At 65.3% G+C, this 22583-nt stretch carries 22 protein-coding genes; 11 read left to right on the top strand and 11 right to left on the bottom strand.

Translation table 11 applies throughout. The features are described from left to right. Positions 1 to 303: 303 nt before the first annotated feature. Positions 304 to 1035, bottom strand: coding sequence for a MerR family transcriptional regulator (locus ACIBW7_RS02875; protein ID WP_397043442.1), 732 nt, complete (start codon positions 1033 to 1035; stop codon positions 304 to 306). 43 nt (positions 1036 to 1078) lie between these two features. Further along, the gene (locus ACIBW7_RS02880) at positions 1079 to 2446 is read right to left on the bottom strand and encodes a serine hydrolase domain-containing protein (RefSeq protein WP_397043444.1); all 1368 of its coding nucleotides are present in this window, start codon (positions 2444 to 2446) and stop codon (positions 1079 to 1081) included. A 145-nt stretch (positions 2447 to 2591) separates the two neighbouring features. On the opposite strand from ACIBW7_RS02880, the gene ACIBW7_RS02885 reads away from it, so the two are divergent. The 4 genes from ACIBW7_RS02885 (at position 2592) to ACIBW7_RS02900 (ending at position 6418) form a co-directional block, all read left to right on the top strand. Further along, complete coding sequence (locus ACIBW7_RS02885; RefSeq protein WP_397043446.1) at positions 2592 to 2861, top strand: hypothetical protein; 270 nt, start codon at positions 2592 to 2594, stop codon at positions 2859 to 2861. 977 nt (positions 2862 to 3838) lie between these two features. Continuing rightward, positions 3839 to 4402 carry a hypothetical protein gene (locus ACIBW7_RS02890; RefSeq protein WP_397043448.1) on the top strand — a complete coding sequence of 188 codons (564 nt, stop codon included), beginning with the start codon at positions 3839 to 3841 and terminating at the stop codon, positions 4400 to 4402. Positions 4403 to 4933: 531 nt separating this feature from the next. Next, the gene (locus ACIBW7_RS02895) at positions 4934 to 5335 is read left to right on the top strand and encodes a PPOX class F420-dependent oxidoreductase (protein WP_397043451.1); all 402 of its coding nucleotides are present in this window, start codon (positions 4934 to 4936) and stop codon (positions 5333 to 5335) included. A gap of 159 nt (positions 5336 to 5494) precedes the next feature. Next, complete coding sequence (locus ACIBW7_RS02900) at positions 5495 to 6418, top strand: LppP/LprE family lipoprotein (protein WP_397043452.1); 924 nt, start codon at positions 5495 to 5497, stop codon at positions 6416 to 6418. Between the two features lie 196 nt (positions 6419 to 6614). On the opposite strand, the gene ACIBW7_RS02905 is transcribed toward ACIBW7_RS02900, so the two are convergent. Together ACIBW7_RS02905 and ACIBW7_RS02910 are read right to left on the bottom strand one after the other, a co-directional pair. Beyond that, a complete protein-coding gene (locus tag ACIBW7_RS02905; RefSeq protein WP_397043454.1) occupies positions 6615 to 6845 on the bottom strand; it encodes a DUF6400 family protein in 231 nt (76 codons plus the stop codon). Positions 6846 to 7468: 623 nt separating this feature from the next. Beyond that, positions 7469 to 7825 carry a hypothetical protein gene (locus tag ACIBW7_RS02910; RefSeq protein ID WP_397043456.1) on the bottom strand — a complete coding sequence of 119 codons (357 nt, stop codon included), beginning with the start codon at positions 7823 to 7825 and terminating at the stop codon, positions 7469 to 7471. Positions 7826 to 8513: 688 nt separating this feature from the next. On the opposite strand from ACIBW7_RS02910, the gene ACIBW7_RS02915 reads away from it, so the two are divergent. The 5 genes from ACIBW7_RS02915 to ACIBW7_RS02935 all read left to right on the top strand — a co-directional run bounded on the left by ACIBW7_RS02915 (position 8514) and on the right by ACIBW7_RS02935 (position 13280). Next, positions 8514 to 10061: a serine/threonine-protein kinase gene (locus tag ACIBW7_RS02915; protein WP_397043458.1), complete on the top strand. Its 1548-nt coding sequence runs from the start codon at positions 8514 to 8516 to the stop codon at positions 10059 to 10061. Positions 10062 to 10238: 177 nt separating this feature from the next. After that, positions 10239 to 10637: a molybdopterin-binding protein gene (locus ACIBW7_RS02920; RefSeq protein WP_397043460.1), complete on the top strand. Its 399-nt coding sequence runs from the start codon at positions 10239 to 10241 to the stop codon at positions 10635 to 10637. 5 nt (positions 10638 to 10642) lie between these two features. Further along, positions 10643 to 11422, top strand: a complete 780-nt coding sequence (gene modA / locus ACIBW7_RS02925; protein WP_397043461.1) for a molybdate ABC transporter substrate-binding protein — start codon at positions 10643 to 10645, stop codon at positions 11420 to 11422. Continuing rightward, a complete protein-coding gene (gene modB, locus ACIBW7_RS02930; protein WP_397044154.1) occupies positions 11422 to 12234 on the top strand; it encodes a molybdate ABC transporter permease subunit in 813 nt (270 codons plus the stop codon). The genes modA and modB overlap by 1 nt, the downstream gene beginning before the upstream one ends. Beyond that, positions 12231 to 13280: an ABC transporter ATP-binding protein gene (locus ACIBW7_RS02935; RefSeq protein ID WP_397043463.1), complete on the top strand. Its 1050-nt coding sequence runs from the start codon at positions 12231 to 12233 to the stop codon at positions 13278 to 13280. Before modB ends, ACIBW7_RS02935 begins: the two co-directional genes overlap by 4 nt. Before the next feature lie 185 nt (positions 13281 to 13465). Here ACIBW7_RS02935 and ACIBW7_RS02940 read toward each other — a convergent pair whose 3' ends face one another. The 3 genes from ACIBW7_RS02940 to ACIBW7_RS02950 form a co-directional block, all read right to left on the bottom strand. Further along, a complete protein-coding gene (locus tag ACIBW7_RS02940; RefSeq protein WP_364474297.1) occupies positions 13466 to 14503 on the bottom strand; it encodes an alpha/beta hydrolase family protein in 1038 nt (345 codons plus the stop codon). Positions 14504 to 14654: 151 nt separating this feature from the next. Beyond that, positions 14655 to 15299 (bottom strand): dihydrofolate reductase family protein, encoded by a 645-nt coding sequence (locus ACIBW7_RS02945; RefSeq protein ID WP_397043466.1) that lies wholly within the window; start codon positions 15297 to 15299, stop codon positions 14655 to 14657. Between the two features lie 198 nt (positions 15300 to 15497). Beyond that, positions 15498 to 16418, bottom strand: coding sequence for a MerR family transcriptional regulator (locus tag ACIBW7_RS02950; protein WP_397043468.1), 921 nt, complete (start codon positions 16416 to 16418; stop codon positions 15498 to 15500). A 72-nt stretch (positions 16419 to 16490) separates the two neighbouring features. On the opposite strand from ACIBW7_RS02950, the gene ACIBW7_RS02955 reads away from it, so the two are divergent. Then, positions 16491 to 17147, top strand: a complete 657-nt coding sequence (locus tag ACIBW7_RS02955; protein ID WP_397043469.1) for a maleylpyruvate isomerase family mycothiol-dependent enzyme — start codon at positions 16491 to 16493, stop codon at positions 17145 to 17147. Between the two features lie 19 nt (positions 17148 to 17166). On the opposite strand, the gene ACIBW7_RS02960 is transcribed toward ACIBW7_RS02955, so the two are convergent. From ACIBW7_RS02960 to ACIBW7_RS02975, 4 genes are all read right to left on the bottom strand, one after another. Next, complete coding sequence (locus ACIBW7_RS02960) at positions 17167 to 17397, bottom strand: hypothetical protein (protein ID WP_397043470.1); 231 nt, start codon at positions 17395 to 17397, stop codon at positions 17167 to 17169. A 398-nt stretch (positions 17398 to 17795) separates the two neighbouring features. Beyond that, positions 17796 to 20036, bottom strand: coding sequence for a heavy metal translocating P-type ATPase (locus tag ACIBW7_RS02965; RefSeq protein ID WP_397043472.1), 2241 nt, complete (start codon positions 20034 to 20036; stop codon positions 17796 to 17798). 35 nt (positions 20037 to 20071) lie between these two features. Beyond that, positions 20072 to 20992 (bottom strand): hypothetical protein, encoded by a 921-nt coding sequence (locus tag ACIBW7_RS02970; protein ID WP_397043474.1) that lies wholly within the window; start codon positions 20990 to 20992, stop codon positions 20072 to 20074. 155 nt (positions 20993 to 21147) lie between these two features. Continuing rightward, positions 21148 to 21903: a carboxymuconolactone decarboxylase family protein gene (locus ACIBW7_RS02975; RefSeq protein WP_397043475.1), complete on the bottom strand. Its 756-nt coding sequence runs from the start codon at positions 21901 to 21903 to the stop codon at positions 21148 to 21150. A 119-nt stretch (positions 21904 to 22022) separates the two neighbouring features. Between ACIBW7_RS02975 and ACIBW7_RS02980 the strand changes: the two genes are divergently transcribed. Further along, entirely contained in the window at positions 22023 to 22580 is a 558-nt protein-coding gene (locus tag ACIBW7_RS02980; RefSeq protein ID WP_397043477.1) for a TetR/AcrR family transcriptional regulator, read from the top strand. Positions 22581 to 22583: the final 3 nt, after the last annotated feature.

Genomic DNA, 22583 nt, shown 5'->3' on the forward strand with positions numbered 1-22583 from the left:
GATGAAACGTCCCGAGATCCCCAACCTGTTTGGCGGGGATTCGGGGACACCATCGTGGCAGGGGCCATCGGGTTGCGGCGCAATGATTTCGGTGGCGGCGCTCATCGGTGGCTCTTCGTGTCGCAGGTCGTTTTTATTAGAACCGGACCGCAAGGGCGAACGCTGTGCGCGAGCGCCCTCGGTGTCCATCGAAAAGGGCCGGTTCAAGGCCGCACAGCTATGCCCTCGAACCGGGCAGGTTTCCTCAGTCGCGGGATCTTCGCGGCACCTACCTGCGGGCTACCCGGTGCCGAGGCAGAGGTGCTATTCGGCGGCTGCCTTGTGCGCGAGGTGTGCCAGCTGTTGCCAGGCGGGTGAGGTGATCCCGACCGCGTCGTTGACCAGGCGAATCAGTGCGGGGTCCAGCTCCGGGGTGGTCCAGCCTGCCCCGGTGCGCCGGTCTGCCATCCACCGCTGGGTACGGTCGGCTAGGTCCGGCAGGCGCCGGTCGTCGGTCGGCCAGTCGAACGCTGCGTCGTAGTCGAGGTATATGGCCCGGAATTGCGGATCGTCGATGGAGTCGAACTTGTCGGTGATCCAGTCCGAGGCCTGCTCGGGGGCCACCGATTGCAGCAGGATCCAGATGTCGCGTTCCATCCGGACCGCACGCTCGCTGACGCCGAGTTGCCGTAGGCGGTGCAGGTATTCGGCGACGTCGGTGGACACGAACAGGCCGTCGCCGCGACCGAGTTCGGCGATCTGCTCACGGGTGCGGCGGATCTCTTGGGCGCGTTCGGCGAGTTGGTGGTCGATCTCGCTGATCGCTGCGGTGAACTCGCCGGTGCTCGCGGCGAGCAGTTGTTTGACTCGCGCCAGGGGGACGCCTGCCCGTGCCAGTGTCTTGATCTTGACCAGTTGGACGGCGTCTTCGGCGCGGTAGCGGCGGTAGCCGGAAGAGTCTCGCTCGGGCTCGGGGAGCAGGCCGCGGTCGTGGTAGACGCGCACGGCTTTGGTCGTCACGCCCGCATACCGCGCGAGCTGTCCGATGGTGATCATGCGCGTTCCCTTTCACCAATGCACCGGTCGGCTGCGGCTGGTTTCACGTCCGGGCGAACAGCCGGCCTGCGAGATCGATCCCGGTGACGACGCCGTCCTGGTCACGGGTGAAGAACCCGCGCTGTCCGACCAGGCCTCCGTCGGTGACGATGTAGTCGCCGGTGTCGCCGGGCAGCAGGCCGAGGGTAGCCGGTGGCAGGTCGGGCGGCAGTTCGGTATCGGTGGCGGCGCGGAACTCCGGTTTGATGGCGCAGGCGATCGTCAGTCCTGTCCCGTCGCTGTCGAGGGTGAGCCGCATCATCTCGTTCTCGTAGTGCCCGACGATCTCTGCTGCCCGCGCCTGGTCGTAGGGCAGCGGTTCCGGGTCGCGTTCGACCACCCCGAGGTAGTGTTCCAGCGCCCAGGTGACCACGGCTCGGTTGAATGCGAGTCCGGCGTCGGGGCCGGCGTTGGACACCACGGTGACAGCGAAATCGTGCTCGGGCACCAGGAGCAGGTCGGCGAACTGGCCGTTGCCCGATCCACCGTGCCCGATGGTCGCGACACCGTCGATGTCGCGCAGGAACCAGCAGATCCCGAACGCATCTCCCAAGGTGGTCCCGCGCAGTTCCACGGTCTGGTTGCGCATCCGATGCAGCTCTTCGGAGGGCAACAGGTGCTCGCCGGACTCGGCGCGGCCGTCGCCGAGATGGAACCTCGCCCACCGCAGCAGATCACTCACCGAAGTCGCCACACCGCCGCCGGGGTTGTTGGAGCGGTTGTCCTTCCACTGCCGGGCCACCGTGAGCTTGCCGTCGGCGTCGGCGTTGTGGCCGACCGCGAACCGCCGAGTCATCACATCGTTGACCGCGTAGCAGCTGTGTGCCAGCCCGATCGGCTCGAACAACAGCGAGGAGACGGCTTGCTCGAAGGTAAGCCCGGTGACGTTCTCGACGATGCGTCCGGCCAGGTTGAACCCCGCCTGACTGTAGGACGCTCGACCTCCCGGCTCCGCGATCAGCGGCGTGGCCGCGAGTTCGGCCGCGTGCCGCGCCAGAGCATCGTCGCCTTCGCCGGGATCGACGCCGAGCTTCCATTCCAGCCCGGCCGTGTGGTTGAGCAGCTGCAACACGGTGATTTCATCCGCAGTGGCGAATTCCGGAACATAGCGGCGTACAGGCGCATCCAACTCCACCCGGCCGTGGGCGACCAGCCGCATCAACGCGGTCGCGGTGAACGTCTTACTCACCGACCCCACCACGAACATCGTGTCCGCATCGACCGGCAGCGGGTTGACGATGCTCGTCACCCCATGGCAGGCGAAGCCTTCCCGGCCGTCGGCCAACACCCCCACGGCGACACCCGGCACACCCAGCTGCTCTGCCGCACCGGAAACGAATTCGATCAGTTCCTGCTGTGTTTTCTCGTTCATGCCACCATGCTCGAGCCTTGCCCCATGGGCAAGGTCAAGTCCTTGACCCGGACGCCTCGGGTCGCGTCCCACCCAGCCGGGCTTCCGGACCTACCCGATCCCACCGCGCACCGACCCGATCTCCGCAATCAACCATTGAGCAGCGATGACTGCAAACCCGGGTGTCGACGAACGCATCAAATCTTCGACATCGGGCGCCGCCAAGACAGATTCCTTCATAGGTGCCCTTGGCGTAATGCTCGAACCGGTCAAGGCGCTCTTCGCCAGTCGCGCGAAAACCCGGCAAGACCGTGCTGAGTTATGTGCTGCGATCATCGACGCCACGGAGATGATGCAGATAACACCTGCTCTCAATGTGCACCACCGCATCCAGTTTGCAGCTCAGGCGGGGTCAGGATTCCGGGACCCGTGGTGACCGAGCTCGAATGGCTGACCGCGGTGGCGGGGCCCGGCTTTGTGGAGGTACGGCATGGAAGTATTTGTGCCGCAAGGACTATCAGCTCACTGGTGGCGGTATTCGCGCCGCGCACCTGTCAAGGGAATAGGGAACAGTTGTTGTTGATCGGCGGATCTGTCGTGGCCGTCATCGTCGTGCTGGTGTTGCTTGGTATCGCAGCCGCGGCTCTGGATCCACGTGGCCGCGCGGAGCGGCCCGACCGGGTCGATTCCGATGTGCACGAGCATGTTCGGCGGCAGTCTCAGTGGCCGAGAACTGATCATCTGCACCGTCGATGACCCCATAGGCTGTCCGGCTTCGGTTGTGCCGCTACCAGATTCGACCGTCTGCAACGATGCCCGCGCGTGCCTTGTACTCGGTGGACGCGCGGATCGGCGCAGCGTCACGCTGCGGTCCGGGCACGCATCGCCCACGCGGCATCAAACCAAACCCTAGTTTCGTCGCGCCCCGCTTGCCCGCAACGAGTTCCAGTTCATCCCTGACCAGCAACGTGCCTGCGGCGGCTCGGCATCCGGCCCGCACCGGCTTGGGGTTGGCGAGGCGATGGTCGAGGTAGCGGCACGTGGGACAGTTCGTGTCGGCGACCAAGGTGCCCGTGAACACAATGCAGGCGATCCACCGCCAGGGTCACGCGACCGGTAGGTCGCGGATTCGATGAATCAGTACAGCCTTCCCGACTTCCGTCTCGGACGTTCAAGCACATTCCCCCGGCACTACGAGCAGGCAGGACACACGCCGGCCAAACTTGGTGTAGCGCTTCATTGCTGGTCGCGCCGTGGCACGATTTCGTGAGTGAAGATCAGCGAGCTACTCGGGTTCCTATAGCGCTAACGTTGCCATGGCGTGCCGTGAACAGGATGCTTCCGCGCCTCGTGCGCAGGGGCAATAGGTGCTCGCGGCGCAGTCTCAATTCGTCAATCGCACAAAGGATTCCCATGTCCATCGAACCAGACGAACGCCTTGGCATACGCGGGCAAGCCAATGCGTTGGTGCACGCTCTGATCACCAGCGTTGTCAGTGTGTTCGCACTGATAGTCGTCGTCGTGCTCATCTCAAAGGCGCTCGGCCTGGATGACGAAGATTCGGAATCAACTGCGGCGAGTACAACAAGCAGCTCAGCCCCTACCGCGCCGCCAACCACACCGGCCGCTGCGCCGGTGTCTCTGTCGGATCCGCGATGCGCGCCGGCGTCGGAGAATGTCGTCGCGCAGGTGCAAGCGGGCCTGACCATGGATGGCTACCGGCTCACCAATGCCACGGTGATCATCGACGGTCGTCTCACGTTCTTCGGCGCGACGACCCTCGACGCATCTGGACAGATGGAAGAGCGTTCGGACGTGTGGATCCTGCGCGACCACGTCGTGTTCGCCTCCACCGGTGGCGCACGCAGCAACTCGCAATTCCCGAAAGCCTCGTCGTCACCGCTGAGTATTTCGCCGGCAGACGAGCGGGTACGAGCCGTGGACGGGTGTGTAGTGGACGCGACGCGCAAAAGCTGATGCGCCTGTGGGCGCGACGGATCGGGATAGCTCGCAGCGAGTGGTAGACCGGACCGCGCGGAACCCCGTATCCAGTGTTGTCAGAGTCGCATCAGTATCTGCGATGTCGGGACTGCTGCACGGATAGGCGGCAATCGATAAGGAAGGAGGCCGGTGTCGCCTGCCATACTCCTGGCAAAACCGGTGGTCCCATCACCCTCACAGGCGATAGGGTAGTCACCACTCCGGAGATCGCAGCGGGCAAAAGGGGTGGTGATTATGTCACCAGACAGATGGTAGCTTGGTGTCCCGCAACGTACTGAAAAGTTCTGAAAGGTCTGTTGAGGCCCAACATTTGGGTTAGCTCAGGCGATTGGCCAGGGCTTTTGTGAAGCGCCGGAACAGGTTCGAATCCCGTCATCCGCCCCACGAAAAACCCCAAGTCAACAGTATCGAGCGAGCCTGACTTCCATTTGAACGGACAGGCCACCTCATCCTGACCGAAGCAAAGGATGGCGGTTCGCTGCCGACGCATCCCGCTACGCTTCATTGGTGACTTTCACTACGAATGAGCAGCAGTTTCTCGCGGAGGCCAGGATCGGTCGGCTGGCTACGGTATCGCCTGACGGCGTTGTGCAGAACAACCCGACCAGCTATCGGCTGAATGCCGACGGCACCATCGACATCGGCGGTATGCGTATGCACGCCAGCCGTAAGTACCGCAACGTCGAGGCGGGCAGTCGGGTTTCGTTCGTCGTCGACCAGCAGGTCTCGTTGGAGCCGTACGTTATTCGCGGCATCGAGGTGCGGGGCACGGCCGAGGCGCTCGACGACCAGGAGCCGCCGTTCCCGCCCCAGGAGCGCTCGATCATTCGGATCCATCCCGAACGGATCATCTCCTGGGGCATCGACGGCGGCTCCTTCGATTTCACCAGTCGCACGCCCAATAGCTGAATGGTCGCGTCCGTACGTCCCGCACAGCGTCCGAAGACTTTCGCTCGGCCTACGTCGTAGGCGGCCAGACAGGCGACCGCGTGCCCATGAAAGAAGGGGCGCAACGTTTTTCATTCGAGACCCGAAGTGCTCTGTAGTACAGAGGGGAAAGGGCACTCGATGAAGAGGATTATCGCCATCATGGTGGCGACCGCGGCGGTGGCGCTGGCGACGGCATGTCAGGACGGCGTGACGACGCAGACTTCCGGGGGGTCGTCGGTGTCGGGCTCCGCTACCGTTGCCGTGCCGGGATCCGCTCAGCCGCCCGTCGGTCAGCAATCACCAGATGCCACGCAGCCTGCTGGTGACAATGCTCCGGCTACTGCCGGAAACGGCAGATGCGTCGATCTGAAGTCGGCGGTGGTCACGGCCGCGCTGGGCACACTCGGTGCCGGTGTCGGCGGCGACGGGTTCTACGCCGACAGCGGCACCGACGCCTCCGTGGGCGCCTGTCCCGCGATACTTTGGGTGCTCGCTGGGACTCCGCACGGCACCGCTAGCTCACCCTGGCACGTGATGCTGTTCAATCACGCGGGTTATCTGGGCACCGCGACCAAGAAGTCGACTGCTTATACACAGGTGGTCGGCTCGTCCGATCGCAGTGTCGGGGTCCAGTACCGTTGGCTGACGGGTAAAGACGCCAGCTGCTGTCCCTCGGGTGGGCCGGTCATTGTCACTCTCACCTTGGGCGCCGACGATCGCGCGGTCACCCCGGACCGTGACTTCCCGACGGAGGTGATCGATCCGAGTTCAGCGAGCTCGCCAGTGTGCCCGGTTACCAAGGCAGTTTTGCTCGAGGCGTTGCGAGGCACTGACATCGAGTCGCGGTTGGCGACGCCGATCGAACTCGAGGATCGAATCGACTGTGCGGGGGAGTGGGCGATGGCCCATACGGGAACCCACAACAATACTGTCAACCGAGCCCAAGTCTTGTTCCACTACGTGGCGGCCGACGGAGGCTGGAAGCCTGTGGACCTCGGCAGTGCGCTGCACTGCACCGACATCGGCGTGCCTGCCGATGTCGCGGACAAGATCTGTCGCTGAGCGCGGGTGCGCCGCACCCGCCGAGCGCCGCACCCGCCGACCACGCTCGCCGGCCCGTTCGGTCAGTGCAGTATGCGGCTACTGAAGACCGCGCATCCCCTGCCCACGAACTCAGCCGAGAGCCGGAGCAGCTAGGTCACGACTCGCCGGAGGCAACAACCCGAACACCAGTCATGGTTCGTGCTCGGCGGTGAGATCAGTCGGCAATCTGGCGTGTGGCCCGATCCGGCAGGATTCCGGCCTGGACGAGTTCCTCGTAGATCCGCTGCTGCTCATCGTCGAGATTCGAGTAGAGCATGTCGTACGCCAGCTCTTCCTCGGCGAGCACCGCGACCGGATCCCAGTCGTCACCGAGCGCCGCGACGACGGCGCTGCGCCGTCGTGCCTCGTCCAGCGTCAGGTCGTAAGCAAAATTGTGGTCGGCCATTCAGGCATCTCCAACCAGGTTCTTTCCGAAAACGATTTGATGACGATGCCCAACCACGCCTTCCTGGGCAATGACCTGCATCACATTCCACGTCGGACTTCGTCACATTCGATGCCCGTGCGCGGAGTAAACGCGTCCACATAATCGCCACGACACGTCCCATCGCTGAAATCGGGCACGGCGACGCTATAACGCCACGCCGCCGACAGAGCGGAACTCGCCAATGGCCGGCGCCTGGGTGCTGTTGCCGGGACCACGATGCTATTTACCCCGATGCGAACACCCCGCACCGAATCGAACCCGAACTGGGCCGTACGACATCAGTGGCCGGGTGACGAGCGCACGATATTCGGCAAAGTAGTGCCCGTTTGAGTTGTCATATGCGCGAGACCATGAAGGCGGCGTGCCTGTCGAGGCTCGTTCGTTGCCCGTGGTGGTGCGACGAATCTTCCCCGAGACCGTTCCGCCACATCGAGTAACCACGAAGACAGCCGGTTCACCGTTAGTGCGCGGGTAGCGCGGTCTCTATCCCCGCGACAAGCTGAGTGCAGGGTCGGTGAACGAGTCGAGTCCGAGCAGCGCGCGCTGCTCGGACTCGACGAAAAGGGTTGTGTCCTAGGGGATCAGGGCAGCACCTGGGGGATGACGCCCGGGTTGACCGAGCCGACGATCCCGCCGATCAGGGCGCCGAGAAGGGTGGGCACGGGGTCGATGAAGGAACCGGTGGCGGAGCCGATCGCCGCGCCCGCAGCCGCGCCGTTCAGCACTGGATCGGGGTACTGCGCGTCGGGGTTGGTGGTGACATCCTCCAACGGGAGCCCGGCGATCGGCTGGGCAACAACCGGTGCCGCTGGAGCCGGCGCAGTAGCAGCCTGACCCGCGGATGCGGAAGACGCGCCGGCGAATACGACGGCCGCAGCTAACGGCAGGGCACTCACTGCAAGGACGCGACTCGTCTTGATCAGGGCATAACGGAACATTGTTTTCCTAACCTTTCGGGCCCTCGGAACAACCGAGTTCCACTACTTCATCAGGGGGAGACTGCCTCTTGCTGCTCTGATGAATAGACAGCAATCGAGCGGCCACTATTGCGCACCGCGCCCGACGATACTGCGCCACATGCGAACTCGCACAGTACCGGCATAACAAAATGATCACTGGAGGTCTGAACGGACAGCCGGGATCCATCGAATCAGGGCAGCGTCAGTGCGCTCGCGCAAATAGCGCCGTTATATGGCGGATGGGCATGCGCATCGGCATTTCGGATGATCGACAGGGCAGACGCTCGGCCGGGCGCAAGACGCTGACCTGCCCTGTTGTCGTCCATTCGCGAATAGCTTCGATGCAAATACGTGGCGTCACACCACCAGGATTCGCGAATAGCCGACTATCCATCTGCGACAACATGATCGGGTGCAGGGTGAGACTGCGGGAGAAATCGAAGGCTGCACGTCGGTGTCGGCGACCGATGGGGCGGCGTCGCAGCCGATCCGAGGGATAGGTGTTCCGCGAATCGTTTGCCGGCTCGCCGACAAACCCCAGGGCCTCACCAACGGCCCGAGGGCAGACGATGACAAGAACTCGAACCCAACCTCCGGGCCCCTCGAAGATCACGTCATCCGCTCTCCCGGTCGCGGGAGCAACGATCCGCAGCGATACGGTCAGGGGGTGTCGGTGCAGAGCGCTGGCGGCTCGTTCGGGAATTACCACCTCGAACGCTTGGTGGGTCGTGGCGGTATGGGTGAGGTGTGGTCGGCGCGCGACCGCACCGGTAGCACGGTTGCGTTGAAGGTGTTGTCTGCGGCGTATTCCGCCGATCCGGGCTATCGGCGCCGTTTCGAGCGGGAGGCGCGGCTGGGCGCCCAGGTGCGCAACCCACACATCGTGCCGATTCACGCTTTCGGTGAGGTCGACGGTCATCTGTTTTTGGAGATGGACTACATCGAGGGCATCGATCTGGCCACGCGGCTGCGGTCGGGTACGTTGGTGCCGGCTCGGGCGGTCGAGGTCATCGCCCAAGCGGCGGAGGCGCTGGATGCCGCTCATGCGGCGGGGCTTGTTCATCGGGATGTGAAGCCGGGCAATATTCTCGAGGACACCAGCGGTTTCGTATATCTCATCGATTTCGGTATCGCCCGTGCCGCGGACGGCAGCGCCCTCACGGCCACCGGCTTGGTGGTGGGCACGTTGGGCTATATGGCGCCGGAGCGGTTCACCGGCACGGCCGATGTCCGCTCGGATGTCTATTCGCTGGCCTGCGTGCTGTATGAAACCCTCACCGGGAAGCTGCCGTATGGTGACGGCGATCCGGCACAGCAGATGCATGCGCATTTGATGTCCGAACCACCGCGTGCGTCGCGGGCTGCCGGAGGTGTCCCGCCGGCGCTGGACGCTGTTATCGCGCGCGGCATGGCCAAGAAACCGGTGGAACGCTATGCCAGCGCGGGGGAGTTCGCCGCCGCGGCAGGTGCGGCTTTGGGCGGGCCCGTGCCGGCGCAACCGGCCCCTGCGAGATCGGGCAGTCACCCGCATACCCGCGTTATTACCGCCGTCGGGCCGCCCCCGACCTTGGCCGAGCCCCTTTCGGCGCCGCAATCGCCCGAGCCCCAGATATTCTCACCAGCGCCTCGGCGAAAGCTGTTGGTGCGCCGATGGTTACCGATCGCCGCCGGTCTAGCACTTGTCGCTGCGGCGGCACTGTGGCTGCTGAGCAGCGACCTCGGGTCCGGCTCCACTCCAGGCGCGACGACGCCCGCTGCCGCCTCGACCAATTCGTTGCCGCCCTCGACCGGGGGACAATCCTCGGTTCCGGCTGGTGCGGTGCGCGACGGAAACTTTGGTTTCACCGTGACCGAGGTGGTGTCCAACGTCAGCCGCACCGGTTCGGTGACCCCGGGTGGTTCCTACACCATCGTGACGCTGACGGTCACCAACGTCTCTCAACATGGCCAAGTCTTCCGCATCGCCGACCAGCGCCTGATCACCGCCGCCGGTCGCTCCCTCGTCCCCGACCCGACCGCGACCGCCGAACTCGACCCGCTCGGCACCGGTGCCGACCAGATCGCTCCCGGGGGTACCCGCACGATCCGCCTGCCCTTCGACCTCCCCGGCAAGGACAAGAACGGCAAGAAGAACGACAAGAAGAACGACACCCCGAGCCAGCTGGTCCTGCACGGCGCCCCGTCGTCCTCCGGCGTGACCGTGCCGGTCGGCTAGCCACAGGCCGACCGGAACCTCACCGGGTTGCCGGAGTCGAATCGCGTACCGACGTGGTGTGGGTCGTGTTTCGGATAACTCTCATGGCCTGAGCACCCCGCGAAGGTATGGATACGATCCGCTGGCGCGTGTGCATTCGGCTATGAATTCCGTGGATACGGCAATATGCTGCCAATCGTGTCGAATCTGCGGATCAGTGAGGTTGCTGCGTTGATGGGTGTCAGCGATGACACCGTGCGGCGGTATATCGATCAGGGCCGACTCGACGCGATCCAGCTGGACAACGGGCGCAAGGGGGTGAGCGGCCGTGAGCTGGCGGAATTTCTGCGGGCCAACTCGGAGGCCCCGGAGCCGGGTGCCACGGTGGCGGTCTCGGCGCGGAACCGGATGCGCGGGATCGTGACACGCATCGTGAAGGACACGGTGATGGCTCAGGTCGAGATGCAGGCCGGGCCGTTCAGATTGGTATCGCTGCTGAGTCGGGACTCGGTCGACGAACTCGGCCTGGAGGTCGGCAGCGTCGCGGTCGCGTCGGTCAAATCCACCCATGTTGTTGTAGAAATCCCGGAAAGTTGATGAGGATGATTCGTTCGCTGAGTGCGGCTGCTCTGACCGGAGCTGTCGCATTGACATTGGCCGGTTGTGGATCGGACAAGTCGTCCGATCCGGCCCCCACCGATAAGATCTCGGGCACGGTGACGGTATTCGCGGCCGCATCGTTGACCGAGACGTTCACCGAGTTGGGCAAGCAGTTCGAGGCCGCCCACCCCGGCGTCAAGGTTGTGTACAGCTTCGGTGCGAGTTCGGCGCTGGCCGAGCAGATCAAGCAGGGCGCCCCGGTCGATGTGTTCGCCTCGGCGGCGCCGAAGAATATGCAGCAGGTCGTCGACGCGGGCGATATCAAGGCAACGCCGGTGACGTTCGTGCGCAATCGGCTCGAAATCGCGGTCCCCAAGGGCAATCCCGGTCATATCACCGGACTGGCCGATTTCGGCAAGACCGAACCCAAGATCGCGCTGTGCGCCGAGCAGGTGCCCTGTGGTGCCGCCGCGAAGAGCGTATTCGAGGTCGCCGGTGTGAACCCGCAGCCCGACACACGTGAGGCCGACGTCAAGGCAGTACTGACGAAGGTCACCCTCGGTGAGGTGGACGCGGCGCTCGTCTACCGCACCGATGTCAAGGCCGCGGGTGACAAGGTGGAGGGCATCGACTTTCCCGAGGCGGACAAGGCGATCAACGACTACCCGTTAGCGCCGCTGGCCAAGGCCCCCAACTCCGCGGCCGCCGCGGCGTTCGTCGAGTTCGTCCGGTCCGACCAAGCGCGCACGGTGTTCACCAAGGCGGGATTCGACAACCCGTGATCCGGACGTCGGCGCGACGGCGGGCAGCGCGCGGGCGGCGACCGCTCGTTCTCGTGCTGCCCGCCGTCTGCGGTTTGGCGTTTCTGTTGTTGCCGCTGGCCGGGCTGCTGCTGCGCGCGCCGTGGCGCGGTCTGCCCGACCGCTTGTTCAGCGCCGAAGTGGGCCAGGCGCTGCGCCTTTCGCTGGTGTGTGCGAGCTCGGCGACTGTCGTCTGCCTTGTTTTCGGTATTCCCTTGGCGTGGTTGCTCGCTCGCGGTGAGATCCCTGGGCTCGGGTTCGTGCGGGCGCTGGTGACGGTCCCGCTGGTGCTGCCGCCGGTGGTCGGCGGTGTCGCGTTGCTGCTGGTATTGGGCAGGCGCGGGGTCATCGGCCGCTATCTGTACGAGTGGTTCGATGTCTCACTGCCTTTCACCACAGCCGGGGTCGTCGTCGCCGAAGCATTCGTGGCGATGCCGTTTCTGGTGATTTCCGTCGAGGGTGCTTTGCGGGGAGCTGACCCCCGTTACGAAGAAGCCGCAGCCACTCTGGGCGCGTCGCGTTGGCTGACTTTCCGGCGGGTCACCTTGCCCTCGGTGATGCCGGGTGTGATCGCGGGTGCGGTGCTGTGCTGGGCGCGTGCGCTCGGTGAGTTCGGCGCCACGATCACCTTCGCGGGCAACTTCCCGGGTAAGACGACGACCATGCCGCTGGCGGTCTACCTCGCATTGGAAACCGATCCCGAGGACGCGATCGTGCTCAGCTTGGTGCTGCTCACCGTGTCGGTGGTCGTACTGGCCGCGCTGCGGGACCGGTGGACGCGAGGAGCGCTATGACACTCGACGCCGAAATACGCGTCACCCGAGACAAATTCGAACTCGATATCGCCGTCAGCGTGGCGCCGGGTGAAGTTGTCGCACTGCTGGGTCCCAACGGGGCGGGCAAGACTACCGCGCTGCGGGCGCTGGCCGGACTCACCCCACTCACCGGTGGCAGCATTCGTCTCGACGAAAACACTTGGGACGCACCGCCGAAGCTGTTCATCCCGGCCGAACGGCGCGCGATCGGCGTCGTATTCCAGGATTACCTGCTTTTCGCGCACATGTCCTCCCTGGACAATGTCGCCTTCGGACTGCGTGCCCGCGGGCACCACCGCCGGGCCGCACGCGACCGCGCGAAGTATTGGCTCGAGCGAGTCGGCCTCGCCGAGCACCTGCACGCCAGACCGCGTGCGCTGTCGGGCGGTCAAGCGCAACGTGTTGCGCTGGCCCGCGCGCTGGCCACCGATCCGCGGCTGCTGTTGCTGGACGAACCGTTGGCGGCACTCGACGCCAGCACCCGTTTGCAGGTTCGCTCCGATCTCGCCCACCACCTCGCCGACTACACCGGACACACCGTGCTGGTCACCCATGACCCGCTCGATGCCATGGTGCTGGCCGACCGCCTGGTCATCGTCGAAAACGGCAGCATCATCCAGGCGGGACCGCCCAGCGAGGTCGCCCGCAGACCACGCTCGGACTATGTCGCAAACCTGGTGGGCCTCAACCTTTATCGCGGCAGCGCCCACGGCACTGCCATCGATCTCGACGACGGTGGCGCACTCACTGTCGCCGAGCCTGCCCAAGGCGCTGTACATGTCGCGTTCCCGCCGAGCGCGGTGAGCCTGCACCTCGAACAACCAACGGGCAGCCCGCGAAATGCCTGGCCGGTCACCGTGGTCGGGCTCGAACAGCACGCCAACACCACCCGGATTCGCCTCGATGGCAGCCCATCCGTGCTCGCCGACGTCACTCCCGCGACCGTCGCCGATTTGCGTCTTCGGATCGGAACGCCCCTGTGGGCCGCGGTCAAGGCCACCGAAATCCACACCTACCCGGCGTGATACGGCTCGGTTACGACTCCGCCGCTACAGCTTGCGAACCGGAGACCGGGATGTGGCGACAGTCGCCGCAACAGGTGATGACCGGTCACTGCGGCATCGGACACAGCTCGCCCCGACCTGCGGCTGTCCAGGTCGGGGCGAGGAATACGGTCACATGGGTTGGTAGTTGCGGCCGGGCGGGTCGGTCAGTAGAGATCTTTGGACAGTACCGGCCATGATTGCTTGAGGTCGTCCTGCCAGTAGCCCCAAGTGTGGGTGCCGGTGGGGGGCAGGTCGAATGTCGCCGGAATTCCCAACTGGTTCAACCGGTTCTGGAGGTTGTGCGAGCAGGCGCTCATCGCCGCCTCGATGATGCCGCCGACGACGACGTGGTTGGCCACACTGATCGGGTTGTACTTGTCGTCGCCCATGATGAACGGGTCACCGGGAGCGTCGTGCGCGCCGGGCAGACCGCCGCCCGCCGCAACCCAGAGGTTCGTTCCGCGCAGTTTGTCCGCGTGCAGGACCGGATCGTTCGCTTGCCAGAGCGGGTTGTCCGCGGGTCCCCACATATTGTCCGGGTTACCGCCGCCCCACGTTTCGACCGTGGTCTGCACGAACTTCTGGCCGATCGGATCACTGGTCTGCGCACAGCCGCTGTAGGCGGCGACATTCTGGAACAGGCCGGGCTTGGTGATCGCCAGCATCAGCACCGATGTCCCCGCCATCGAGTAGCCCGCGATCGAATTCTTGCCGTTGGTGCCGAGCGCCGCATCGATGATCGGTGGCAGCTCCTCGGTGTAGAAGGTCTGCCATTTGTTCACGCCGAGCACCGGATCGGTCGCACGCCAGTCGGCGAAGTAGCTCCACCGGCCGCCGATCAGCTCGACGACGTTGACGTTCTTGTCGGCGAGGAATTGTTTGGCGTCGGTCTTCTGGTCCCAAGAGGCGTTACCGTCGACGCCACCGCCGCCGCCGTTGACCAGATACAGCGTCGGGCGCGGGACCGAGTTGTCCGCGGGTAGATCCACCAGGACCGGGAAGGTCCGATCCATGGCCGTGGAGTGGACCTCGAGCTGCAGCTTGCGGTCGCCGAGGGTCTCTACTTTCTCGATGTAGGAACCGTCCGGTGCCTTGGCCGCGCTGTTGATCGGTGCGGCCGAGGCCGCAGGCGCCACCAGGCTCACTCCCGTGCCGACGACCGTCACAGCGGCGGCCGCCGCAACGAGAACTCTGAATCGCATACCGCGTCTCTCCTGAAAATCGCATCCGCGCAACGTGCAAGCCCGTTTAGGTAGGCCACCAAATGGGCAATCGTTACTACCGTAGATCGAATCGGACGCCGGTTGCGGCCGGAAGCCCCCAGTCCTGGGGGTGGTGTGACCGAGAGTTGTGTCACTTTCGCCAGAAGAAGTGATGTACCACGCCGCTCGGGCTCGGGATCTGCTCCAGGTGAAAACGGTCGATGAGTTCGTCGGGGCTGGACCACAGCCTTTCGCCGCGACCGAGGTCGATTGGTGTGACGGCGATGTGCATGTTGTCGATGAGGTCGGCGTCGAGGAATTCCCGGACTGTGGCGACACCGCCGCCGATTCGCACATCCTTGCCCGCGGCGGCGTCGAATGCCTGCGCCAGTGCGTCTTTCGGAGACGCGTCGAGGAAGTGGAATGTGGTGTCCCCCAGGGTGATCGAGGGGCGTACATGATGAGTGAGGACGAAAACCGGTGTGCGGAACGGGGGTTCCTCGCCCCACCAGCCTTGCCAGTCGTAGTCCTCCCATGGACCCCGTTGCGGACCGAATTTGTTGCGCCCCATGATCTCGGCGCCGATGTTGTTGGTGAAGTCGCGGGTGCAGTAGTCGTCGAGGCCGTAGGTGCCGCCGGGGTCGGTTCGGTTGGGCCAGTGGGCGGTAGCGCCTGCCCAGGAGAAGAACGCGCTCGGATCGGCGTGGCCGAAGGGGCGCTCGCGGGTTTGTCCCTCGCCGGCGCCGTATCCATCGCTGGAGACGTTGAAGTTCTGAACTCGGACCAACTGTGTCATCGGAATCCCTTCTGGTTGCAATATGCAATCGGTTGAGAATCTACCTAGGCTGATCCCGTTGTGCAACCAGTTGATGGTGGCCCGCTCCGCGCCACTCGCATGCATGGAAGTAGGTGCCGAACTAGCCGCCGCCTATCGCCGAGCAGCTGCCGAGCACGGACCGTCCGCAATCCGGTCAGGTCGAACAGCTACCTGCGGTCATGCGCGGACGTCATCGGCCCACTGTGCAAGTGCTCGGTACAGCCAGTAGAGGGCGGTTCCCGCGGTGGTGGTTCCGGTGATCTGGGTGGTGAGTTTCCAGTAGCGATGGATGCGCGGGTCGTTGTCGGGTGCGTTGTCGAGGAGTCGGTGTCGCAGGCGTGGAGTGTCGCGGTCGCATCGGGCGGTGGCGTGCGCGTCGATGAAACGGTCGAGTTCTGGGCCCGGATGTGGTTGTGTGCCGAGCGAGTCCACGGCCGCGCATGCTTCGGCGACACCGGTGACCAGCGCGAGTTTGTCGTGGATTCGGGTCGGATTCGTCCGCCAGAGCTGTCGTGACATCGCGGCGGTGCATGCGGGATCAGTGATGTGGGTGGTGAGTTCGGCGAAGGCGACGATGTGCTGAGGGGTTGGATCGGCGGGTAGTTGCGGGATGTTCATCGCGATGAATCCGTCGAACAGTGCCGGTGGGATCGGGGCGAGCAGTGTCCGCCAGAACATCACCAGACTGTCGTGTGCGCGATGCCGATCTTGCACGGACGCAAGCAATTCCAACCGTTGGGCGCGGTCGGCGGGTGGTGCATCCTCGACGGCGCGAAGTGATGCCCGCCGCCAGGACAGCACGCCGAGTTCGGTGTCGAGTGCGGCGCGTTCCGCGGCGATCGCGTCGGCGATCGACAGGGTGCCCGTGAGAACTTCGATGATTGCCGACAGGCTCAGGCCGAGCGTTCGGAGGCGACGCACCAGCAACACCTGATCGACCGTGGTGGCCGGATCGAATAATCGGTGCCCGCCACCGCTGCGCCGCGACTCCAGCACCCCGTTGTCGCAGTAGAAGCGGAGCGTGCGGACCGGTACCCCGGTGACTCGCGACAGTTCCCCGATGCTCACCAGGCCGTCGCGGTGTGTGTTCTCGGTCACATTCGCTGGAACCTCCACCTCGGTGGAGTTCCTACCCTACTGGAACACCCACCGGGACAAGGAGATACGCGGATGGCCGAGGACACCATGATGAGCACCGACCAGATCTGGCGGGCTGTCGCCGCCGAGCGAGCCAGTCTGGTCGAGCTGTTGGAGCCGCTGTCGGAAGCCGAGTGGAACCATCCTTCGCTCTGCGATGGCTGGCGGGTCCGCGATGTCGTCGCACATGTCGTGCTGTCCGCCCGCGCCTCCATCGGTTGGATCCTGATCAATGTGATCCGCGCCCGCGGCAGCCTGGACCGGGCGATCCGCGATACCGCCATTCGCCACGCGGACCGCATCACGACCCAGCAGCTGCTCGGCGAGTTGCGCGACAGCATCGACGCGCGGGTCACGGCGGTCGGCACGACACCGGCCGATCGCCTGATGGACCTACTGGTGCACGGCCAAGACATCGCGGTCCCACTCGGCATCACCCGCGATATGCCGGTCGCCGCCGCACGCGCAGCCATCCACCGAATCTGGACAATGGGCGCCCCATTCCACGCCCGCAAGAAATTCACCGGCTACCGCCTCGCCGCAACCGACACCGACTGGTCCGCCGGCGACGGATCCGCCATCACCGGCCCGGTCGCGGCCCTGCTCCTGATCGTGACCGGTCGCCGGCACGCATGGGACCAGCTCACCGGTGCCGGAGCAGCGCTGTTTGCGGAACGGGCGCGACGGTAGTGAGGTTCGAGTCGGATATCTAGTCCTTGGTGGGCGGCCCGCCATCGTCGCGAATCGGTCCGGGGGGATCGCCCTCGTCGCGAATCGGTGTGGATCGCACAACCAATTGCCGTGCGCCGCTGGAGAAGTTGTCGACCAGTTCCGTTGTCACGGTCACCTTGATCGGACCTATCGGGCGGATTGCATCGATATCGCGGTCGATCTGAACATAAACGGCGGGAGGGATTTCGGGGTTGTCCATGATGGGCATCGGCTGGCTCCTCGGGTTCGGTGACCGGGTCGACACTGCCGCGACAGGCGCACAGGCGTCCAGGTGATAGTCCGCTGGGCGAACCGGGTTCGAGGGCGTCGACCGCGCTCATGCAAAAGCGAATTTCTTGCTGGGAATTGACTGGCAATGTCGCGAGAGGTTGCCGAGAGTATCGCGCAGCTGATTGTGGACGCTTTTGGGCCGCAGTAGCTTTCGATTGCTGATCGTTGCTCTACGAAAGGTCGAACCGATGATTCTGCTCTCCCTCTTGGCCATGACCGGAAGTGCCGCTGCTGCTTGGGCCACCGGAAGTGCCGCGGCGGGTCTGGCAAATAGCGGCATTTTGGAGTGAGCCATGGGATCGGGCGGGACGGCATGGACGCCGTCCCGCCCGATTCCTATCGAGCGGTGGAGCGGAAGCCGCGCAGGCGCAGACTGTTGCTGACCACGAAGGCCGAGGAGAACGCCATCGCGGCGCCCGCGAGCATCGGGTTCAGCAGTCCGGCCATGGCAAGCGGAATCGCCGCGACGTTGTAGGCGAAGGCCCAGAACAGATTGCCCTTGATGGTGCCGAGGGTCCTGCGGGACAGTCGGATCGCATCGGCGGCCGCGCGCAGGTCTCCACGGACCAGGGTCAGGTCGCCGGCCTCGATGGCGACATCGGTTCCGGTGCCCATAGCGAGGCCGAGGTCGGCCTGGGCCAGGGCCGCGGCATCATTGACGCCGTCGCCGACCATCGCCACCACCTTGCCCTCGGCCTGCAGCCGCTTGACGGTGTCGACCTTGTCGGCGGGCAGCACCTCCGCGATCACCTCATCGATACCGACCTGTGCCGCAATGGCTTTCGCCGCGGCGGCATTGTCGCCGGTCAGCATGATCGGGGTGAGACCGAGTGCCTTCAGCTGCGAGATCGCTTCGGCGGAAGTGGGTTTCACCGCATCCGCGACAACGAGCACGCCGCGTGCCCTACCGTTCCAACCCACCGCGACGGCGGTCTTGCCGTCGGCTTCGGCAGCGTGCATGGCCTGCTCGAGGTCGGCGTCCAACTGCTGCGACCAGTCCGCGAGCAGCCTTGCGCGCCCGACGATCACCGCATGGCCGTCCACCATACCTTGCACGCCGAGGCCCTCGATATTCGCGAAATCCTCGACCCGCCGCAGCGCACCGACCTTTTCCCGGGCACCCTTGGCAATCGCCTGGGCAATCGGATGCTCCGACGAATCCTCCAGCGCCCCGGCCAGCGCCAGCACCTCGGCGGCGTCCTCATCGTCGGCGGCAATGACATCCAGCAGGGTCATCTTGCCGGTGGTGACGGTGCCGGTCTTGTCGAGCACCACGGTATCCACCCGACGGGTCGACTCCAGCACCTCCGGCCCCTTGATCAGAATGCCGAGCTGCGCACCGCGACCGGTGCCGACCAGCAGAGCCGTCGGCGTGGCCAGCCCGAGGGCGCACGGGCAGGCGATGATCAGGACCGCGACCGCGGCGGTGAACGCCGCGGCGACCGAACCGCCGGTACCCAACCAGAATCCGAGCGTCGCGACCGACAGCGCGATCACGATCGGCACGAAAATCCCGGAGATCCGGTCCGCCAACCGCTGTGCCTGCGCCTTGCCGGTTTGCGCGTCCTCGACCAGTTTCGCCATCCGAGCCAGCTGGGTGTCGGCGCCGATGCGATTGGCGCGCACCACGATCCGCCCGCCGGCATTGACCGTCGCGCCGACCACCGCATCCTCGGGACCGACCTCCACCGGCACCGATTCACCGGTGAGCATCGAGGCGTCGACCGCAGAGGAACCCTCGACTACCACGCCGTCGGTGGCGATCTTCTCACCGGGCCGCACCACGAAGGTGTCGCCAACGCGCAACTGCTCGACCGGAATTCGCTGTTCAACGCCACCGCGCAACACCGAGACTTCCTTCGCGCCCAGCTCCAGCAGCGCCCGCAGCGCCGCCCCGGCCCGCCGCTTGGAGCGCGCCTCGAAGTAGCGTCCGGCCAGGATGAAGGTGGTGACGCCCGCGGCGGCCTCCAGGTAGATGCTGCCGGTGCCGTCCATCCGCGCAATGGTCAACTCGAACGGATGCTTCATGCCGGGCATACCGGCCGTGCCCAAGAACAGCGCATACAGCGACCAGCCGAACGCCGCGAGCGTGCCCATCGACACCAGGGTGTCCATGGTGGCGGTGCCGTGCCGCAGGTTGGCCCACGCGGCGCGGTGGAAGGGCAGTGCGCCCCACACCACGACCGGCGCGGCCAGCGTCAGCGAAAGCCACTGCCAGTTGTCGAACTGGAGCGCGGGCACCATCGCCAGCGCGATGACCGGAACCGTCAGCACCAGCGAAACCAGCAGCCGGCTCCGCAGCGCCGCGGTCGGATCCGCTTCCACGGCCGTTTCCGCGGGCTCCTCGATCGGCAGCGCGGCGGTATAACCGGCCTGTTCGACGGTGGCGATCAACTGCTCCGGTGAGATATCACCGCTGAAGTCGACCCGCGCCTTCTCCGTCGCATAGTTGACCGTCGCGGTGACGCCGTCGAGCCTGTTCAGCTTCTTCTCGATGCGATTGGCGCAGGACGCGCAGGTCATGCCACCGATCACCAATTCGACCTGCCCGGCGGATGGTTGTGTCGCGGTGGTCATTCGTGTGCTCCGTTCTGTGCGACTCAGGGTAGTGATCAGTGGCCGTGTCCGGCAGGTTCGGCTGCCGGGATGGGTGTGGAACCGGCAACCGAGAGGGTGAATTCGGCGGTGCGAACCACGCCTTCGTGCTGGAAATCCAGGAAGAGTCGGTAGTCGCCCGTGCTCGGCGCGTCGACGTAGAAGGTAATGCCTGGTCCGGCCGGGGTCACACCGTCGCCGGGGCTGCCCTCCGGATGGACGTGCAGGTAGGCGAGGTCGGCGGCGCGCAATGCCACGAGGTGACCATAGGCCCCCAGGTAGGGCTGCAGATCGGTGACCGGTTTGCCATTGCGGCTGACCGAGAGCACGACCTTCGAGGCCTGGCCCGGCGTGACCGTGCCGTTCAGCGCGACGGTGTACTCGCCGACCTGCGCGGTGGTCGACGGCGCGGGCAGTGCCTGCGTGTCGTAGTTGCCCGCGACCCGAAGATCGGCGCCGAGCGTCAGATTCTTACCGCCATCGGGTGTGAAGTCGGCGAAGACCCGGTAGTCACCGGCGCGGGTGAGATCCAGCGGGACGCTCCAGGCTCCGGTTCGGTCGAGTACCGGATGCACGTGCTGGAAGGCGGCCATATCGCGGCGGACCACGATGAGGTGCAGATCCTTGTCGTGGCTGCGGACGTAGCTGGTGACGGGTGCGCCGTCGCGATTCAGGATGCGAAACCGCAGCGCGACATTCGCCGCCGCGGTGGTCTGCGGGGTATCCAAGCGCAGGGTGTAGCCGTTTTCGCTGGCCATGAGTCCCGCGGGCAGCTCGTCGGACTCGCCCATGGCCTCGTGCCCATTCGAGTCGTGCCCATTCGAGTCGTGCGCGGACTCGGTGGGTTCCGGCCCGAGCGCGGCACCGACGGCCAGTGCGATCCCGAAGACCGCCGCGAGACCGAGGGTGAAGCCGGTGAACTTGCTTGCTGCGTTCATCAGGAGGCTCCGTTCGGATTGTTCGGCGGACCGTCCCGTCGAACTCGGATCTACCATACCCCCCTAGGGTACATTGTCAACCTGGTACGGGGTGAGGGTATGCAGACGAGAGCCCGGCTCGGTACTGGACCGGGCCGGGCTCTCGGCTGCGCTGCTCAGGCTTCGGGGCGGTAAGTGACAAGCGCCACCGCGGGCGCCGAAACAACCTGCACCTCGGTCGACTCCGCAATCTTGATGTGCAGGAATCCACCCTCGATCGACACCTCGACGTCATCGATCGCCCGAACCGGCCGTCCATCCCGGTCGAGCAGTGAATACCCGTCGACCAGAGCGACTTTGGTGGCCTTACGCCATTTCGCGTTCATCGTGTTGCCTTCCGTGGGTTCGGCGGGCGGAAAGTCCAGCTCCGGCTGGGCGACGTGATTGAAGTAGTTCGACAGGACGTTCAGCGCGATATGGCCGACCACCTCGCTCAACTCGGCATCGCTCACGCCACGCTCGCGGGCCGAGTCGATGACGCGATCGTCGACCCGGCCGCGCGATCGCAGCACCTCGCGCGTGACCTGCAGTACCGCATCCGCGTGCGGATCATCGGCATGCGCCGCGCGGGTGGCCGCGATGGCCTCCTCGGTGAAACCCATCCGCCCCGCTCGCATGCTGTGCGCGGCAATGCAGTAGTCGCAACCGTTTTCGCTCGCGACCAGCAGGGCCAGTTGTTCGCGGATGCGGGCCGAGAGCTTGCCGCGAGTGAGCGCGTCGCGCATGTTCAGGTATCCGCGCAGTGTCGCGGGGCTGTTCGCCATGGCGGAGTAGAGATTCGGAACCCGGCCCAGTTGGCGCTGCACCTCGGTGAGCAGGCCGGCCTGCTCGGCGTCGGCGGTTTCGGTCGATACAAGCGGTAGCCGAGACATCGTGACTCCAAACTCGAACATGATGGTACTGATCGGTACCGAACTGGAACGGTACTGATTGGTACCGAACACGTCAAGTCGGACGGTACCGATCGGTGCCGTACTGGTATGGTGAGGCCATGGCAACACAGGCCAAGCAGCGACTACTCACCACGGCCGAGGAACTTTTCTACGCCGAGGGCATCAGGGCGGTCGGCGTCGATCGCCTGCTGCAGGAGTCCGGTGTCGGCCGCGCCTCCTTCTATCGCCACTTCGCCAGCAAGGACGACCTGGTCGTCGCCGTACTCGAGGACCGGGATCGGCGCTGGCTGGCGTGGTTACGAGAGTCCGTCGAAGCGAAGGCGAGCGACCCGGCGGACCGTCCGCTCGCGGTCTTCGACGCGCTCTCGGAACGCTTCGCCCGCAATGATTTCCGCGGCTGCGCCTTCATCAACACTATGGTCGAAGTGGCCGATCCGAGCTCGGCCGCCCATCGGGCCGCCGATCGGCACAAGCGACGCGTCATCGACTACCTCAGCGAAATCCTCACCGCCGCAGGTCGATCCGATGCCGAGGAGTTGGCCGCCGAATTCGCGCTGCTCGTCGACGGTGCGATTGTCACGGCCGTACGCGAGAACGCCCCGGCAGCGGCGGACCGTGCCGGGGCGATCGCGCGCCGCCTGCTCGGGACGGACTGAGCC

This window comes from Nocardia sp. NPDC049526 (assembly GCF_044465765.1).
Classification (GTDB): domain Bacteria; phylum Actinomycetota; class Actinomycetes; order Mycobacteriales; family Mycobacteriaceae; genus Nocardia.

Bases quoted from the DNA above. Each gene is read 5' to 3' on its own strand.
- ACIBW7_RS02875 (WP_397043442.1), bottom strand. From the start codon at position 1,035: ATGATCACCATCGGACAGCTCGCGCGGTATGCGGGCGTGACGACCAAA.
- ACIBW7_RS02880 (WP_397043444.1), bottom strand. From the start codon at position 2,446: ATGAACGAGAAAACACAGCAGGAACTGATCGAATTCGTTTCCGGTGCG.
- ACIBW7_RS02885 (WP_397043446.1), top strand. From the start codon at position 2,592: ATGACTGCAAACCCGGGTGTCGACGAACGCATCAAATCTTCGACATCG.
- ACIBW7_RS02890 (WP_397043448.1), top strand. From the start codon at position 3,839: ATGTCCATCGAACCAGACGAACGCCTTGGCATACGCGGGCAAGCCAAT.
- ACIBW7_RS02900 (WP_397043452.1), top strand. From the start codon at position 5,495: ATGAAGAGGATTATCGCCATCATGGTGGCGACCGCGGCGGTGGCGCTG.
- ACIBW7_RS02905 (WP_397043454.1), bottom strand. From the start codon at position 6,845: ATGGCCGACCACAATTTTGCTTACGACCTGACGCTGGACGAGGCACGA.
- ACIBW7_RS02910 (WP_397043456.1), bottom strand. From the start codon at position 7,825: ATGTTCCGTTATGCCCTGATCAAGACGAGTCGCGTCCTTGCAGTGAGT.
- modA (WP_397043461.1), top strand. From the start codon at position 10,643: ATGATTCGTTCGCTGAGTGCGGCTGCTCTGACCGGAGCTGTCGCATTG.
- ACIBW7_RS02935 (WP_397043463.1), top strand. From the start codon at position 12,231: ATGACACTCGACGCCGAAATACGCGTCACCCGAGACAAATTCGAACTC.
- ACIBW7_RS02940 (WP_364474297.1), bottom strand. From the start codon at position 14,503: ATGCGATTCAGAGTTCTCGTTGCGGCGGCCGCCGCTGTGACGGTCGTC.
- ACIBW7_RS02945 (WP_397043466.1), bottom strand. From the start codon at position 15,299: ATGACACAGTTGGTCCGAGTTCAGAACTTCAACGTCTCCAGCGATGGA.
- ACIBW7_RS02955 (WP_397043469.1), top strand. From the start codon at position 16,491: ATGGCCGAGGACACCATGATGAGCACCGACCAGATCTGGCGGGCTGTC.
- ACIBW7_RS02960 (WP_397043470.1), bottom strand. From the start codon at position 17,397: ATGCCCATCATGGACAACCCCGAAATCCCTCCCGCCGTTTATGTTCAG.
- ACIBW7_RS02965 (WP_397043472.1), bottom strand. From the start codon at position 20,036: ATGACCACCGCGACACAACCATCCGCCGGGCAGGTCGAATTGGTGATC.
- ACIBW7_RS02970 (WP_397043474.1), bottom strand. From the start codon at position 20,992: ATGAACGCAGCAAGCAAGTTCACCGGCTTCACCCTCGGTCTCGCGGCG.
- ACIBW7_RS02975 (WP_397043475.1), bottom strand. From the start codon at position 21,903: ATGTCTCGGCTACCGCTTGTATCGACCGAAACCGCCGACGCCGAGCAG.
- ACIBW7_RS02980 (WP_397043477.1), top strand. From the start codon at position 22,023: ATGGCAACACAGGCCAAGCAGCGACTACTCACCACGGCCGAGGAACTT.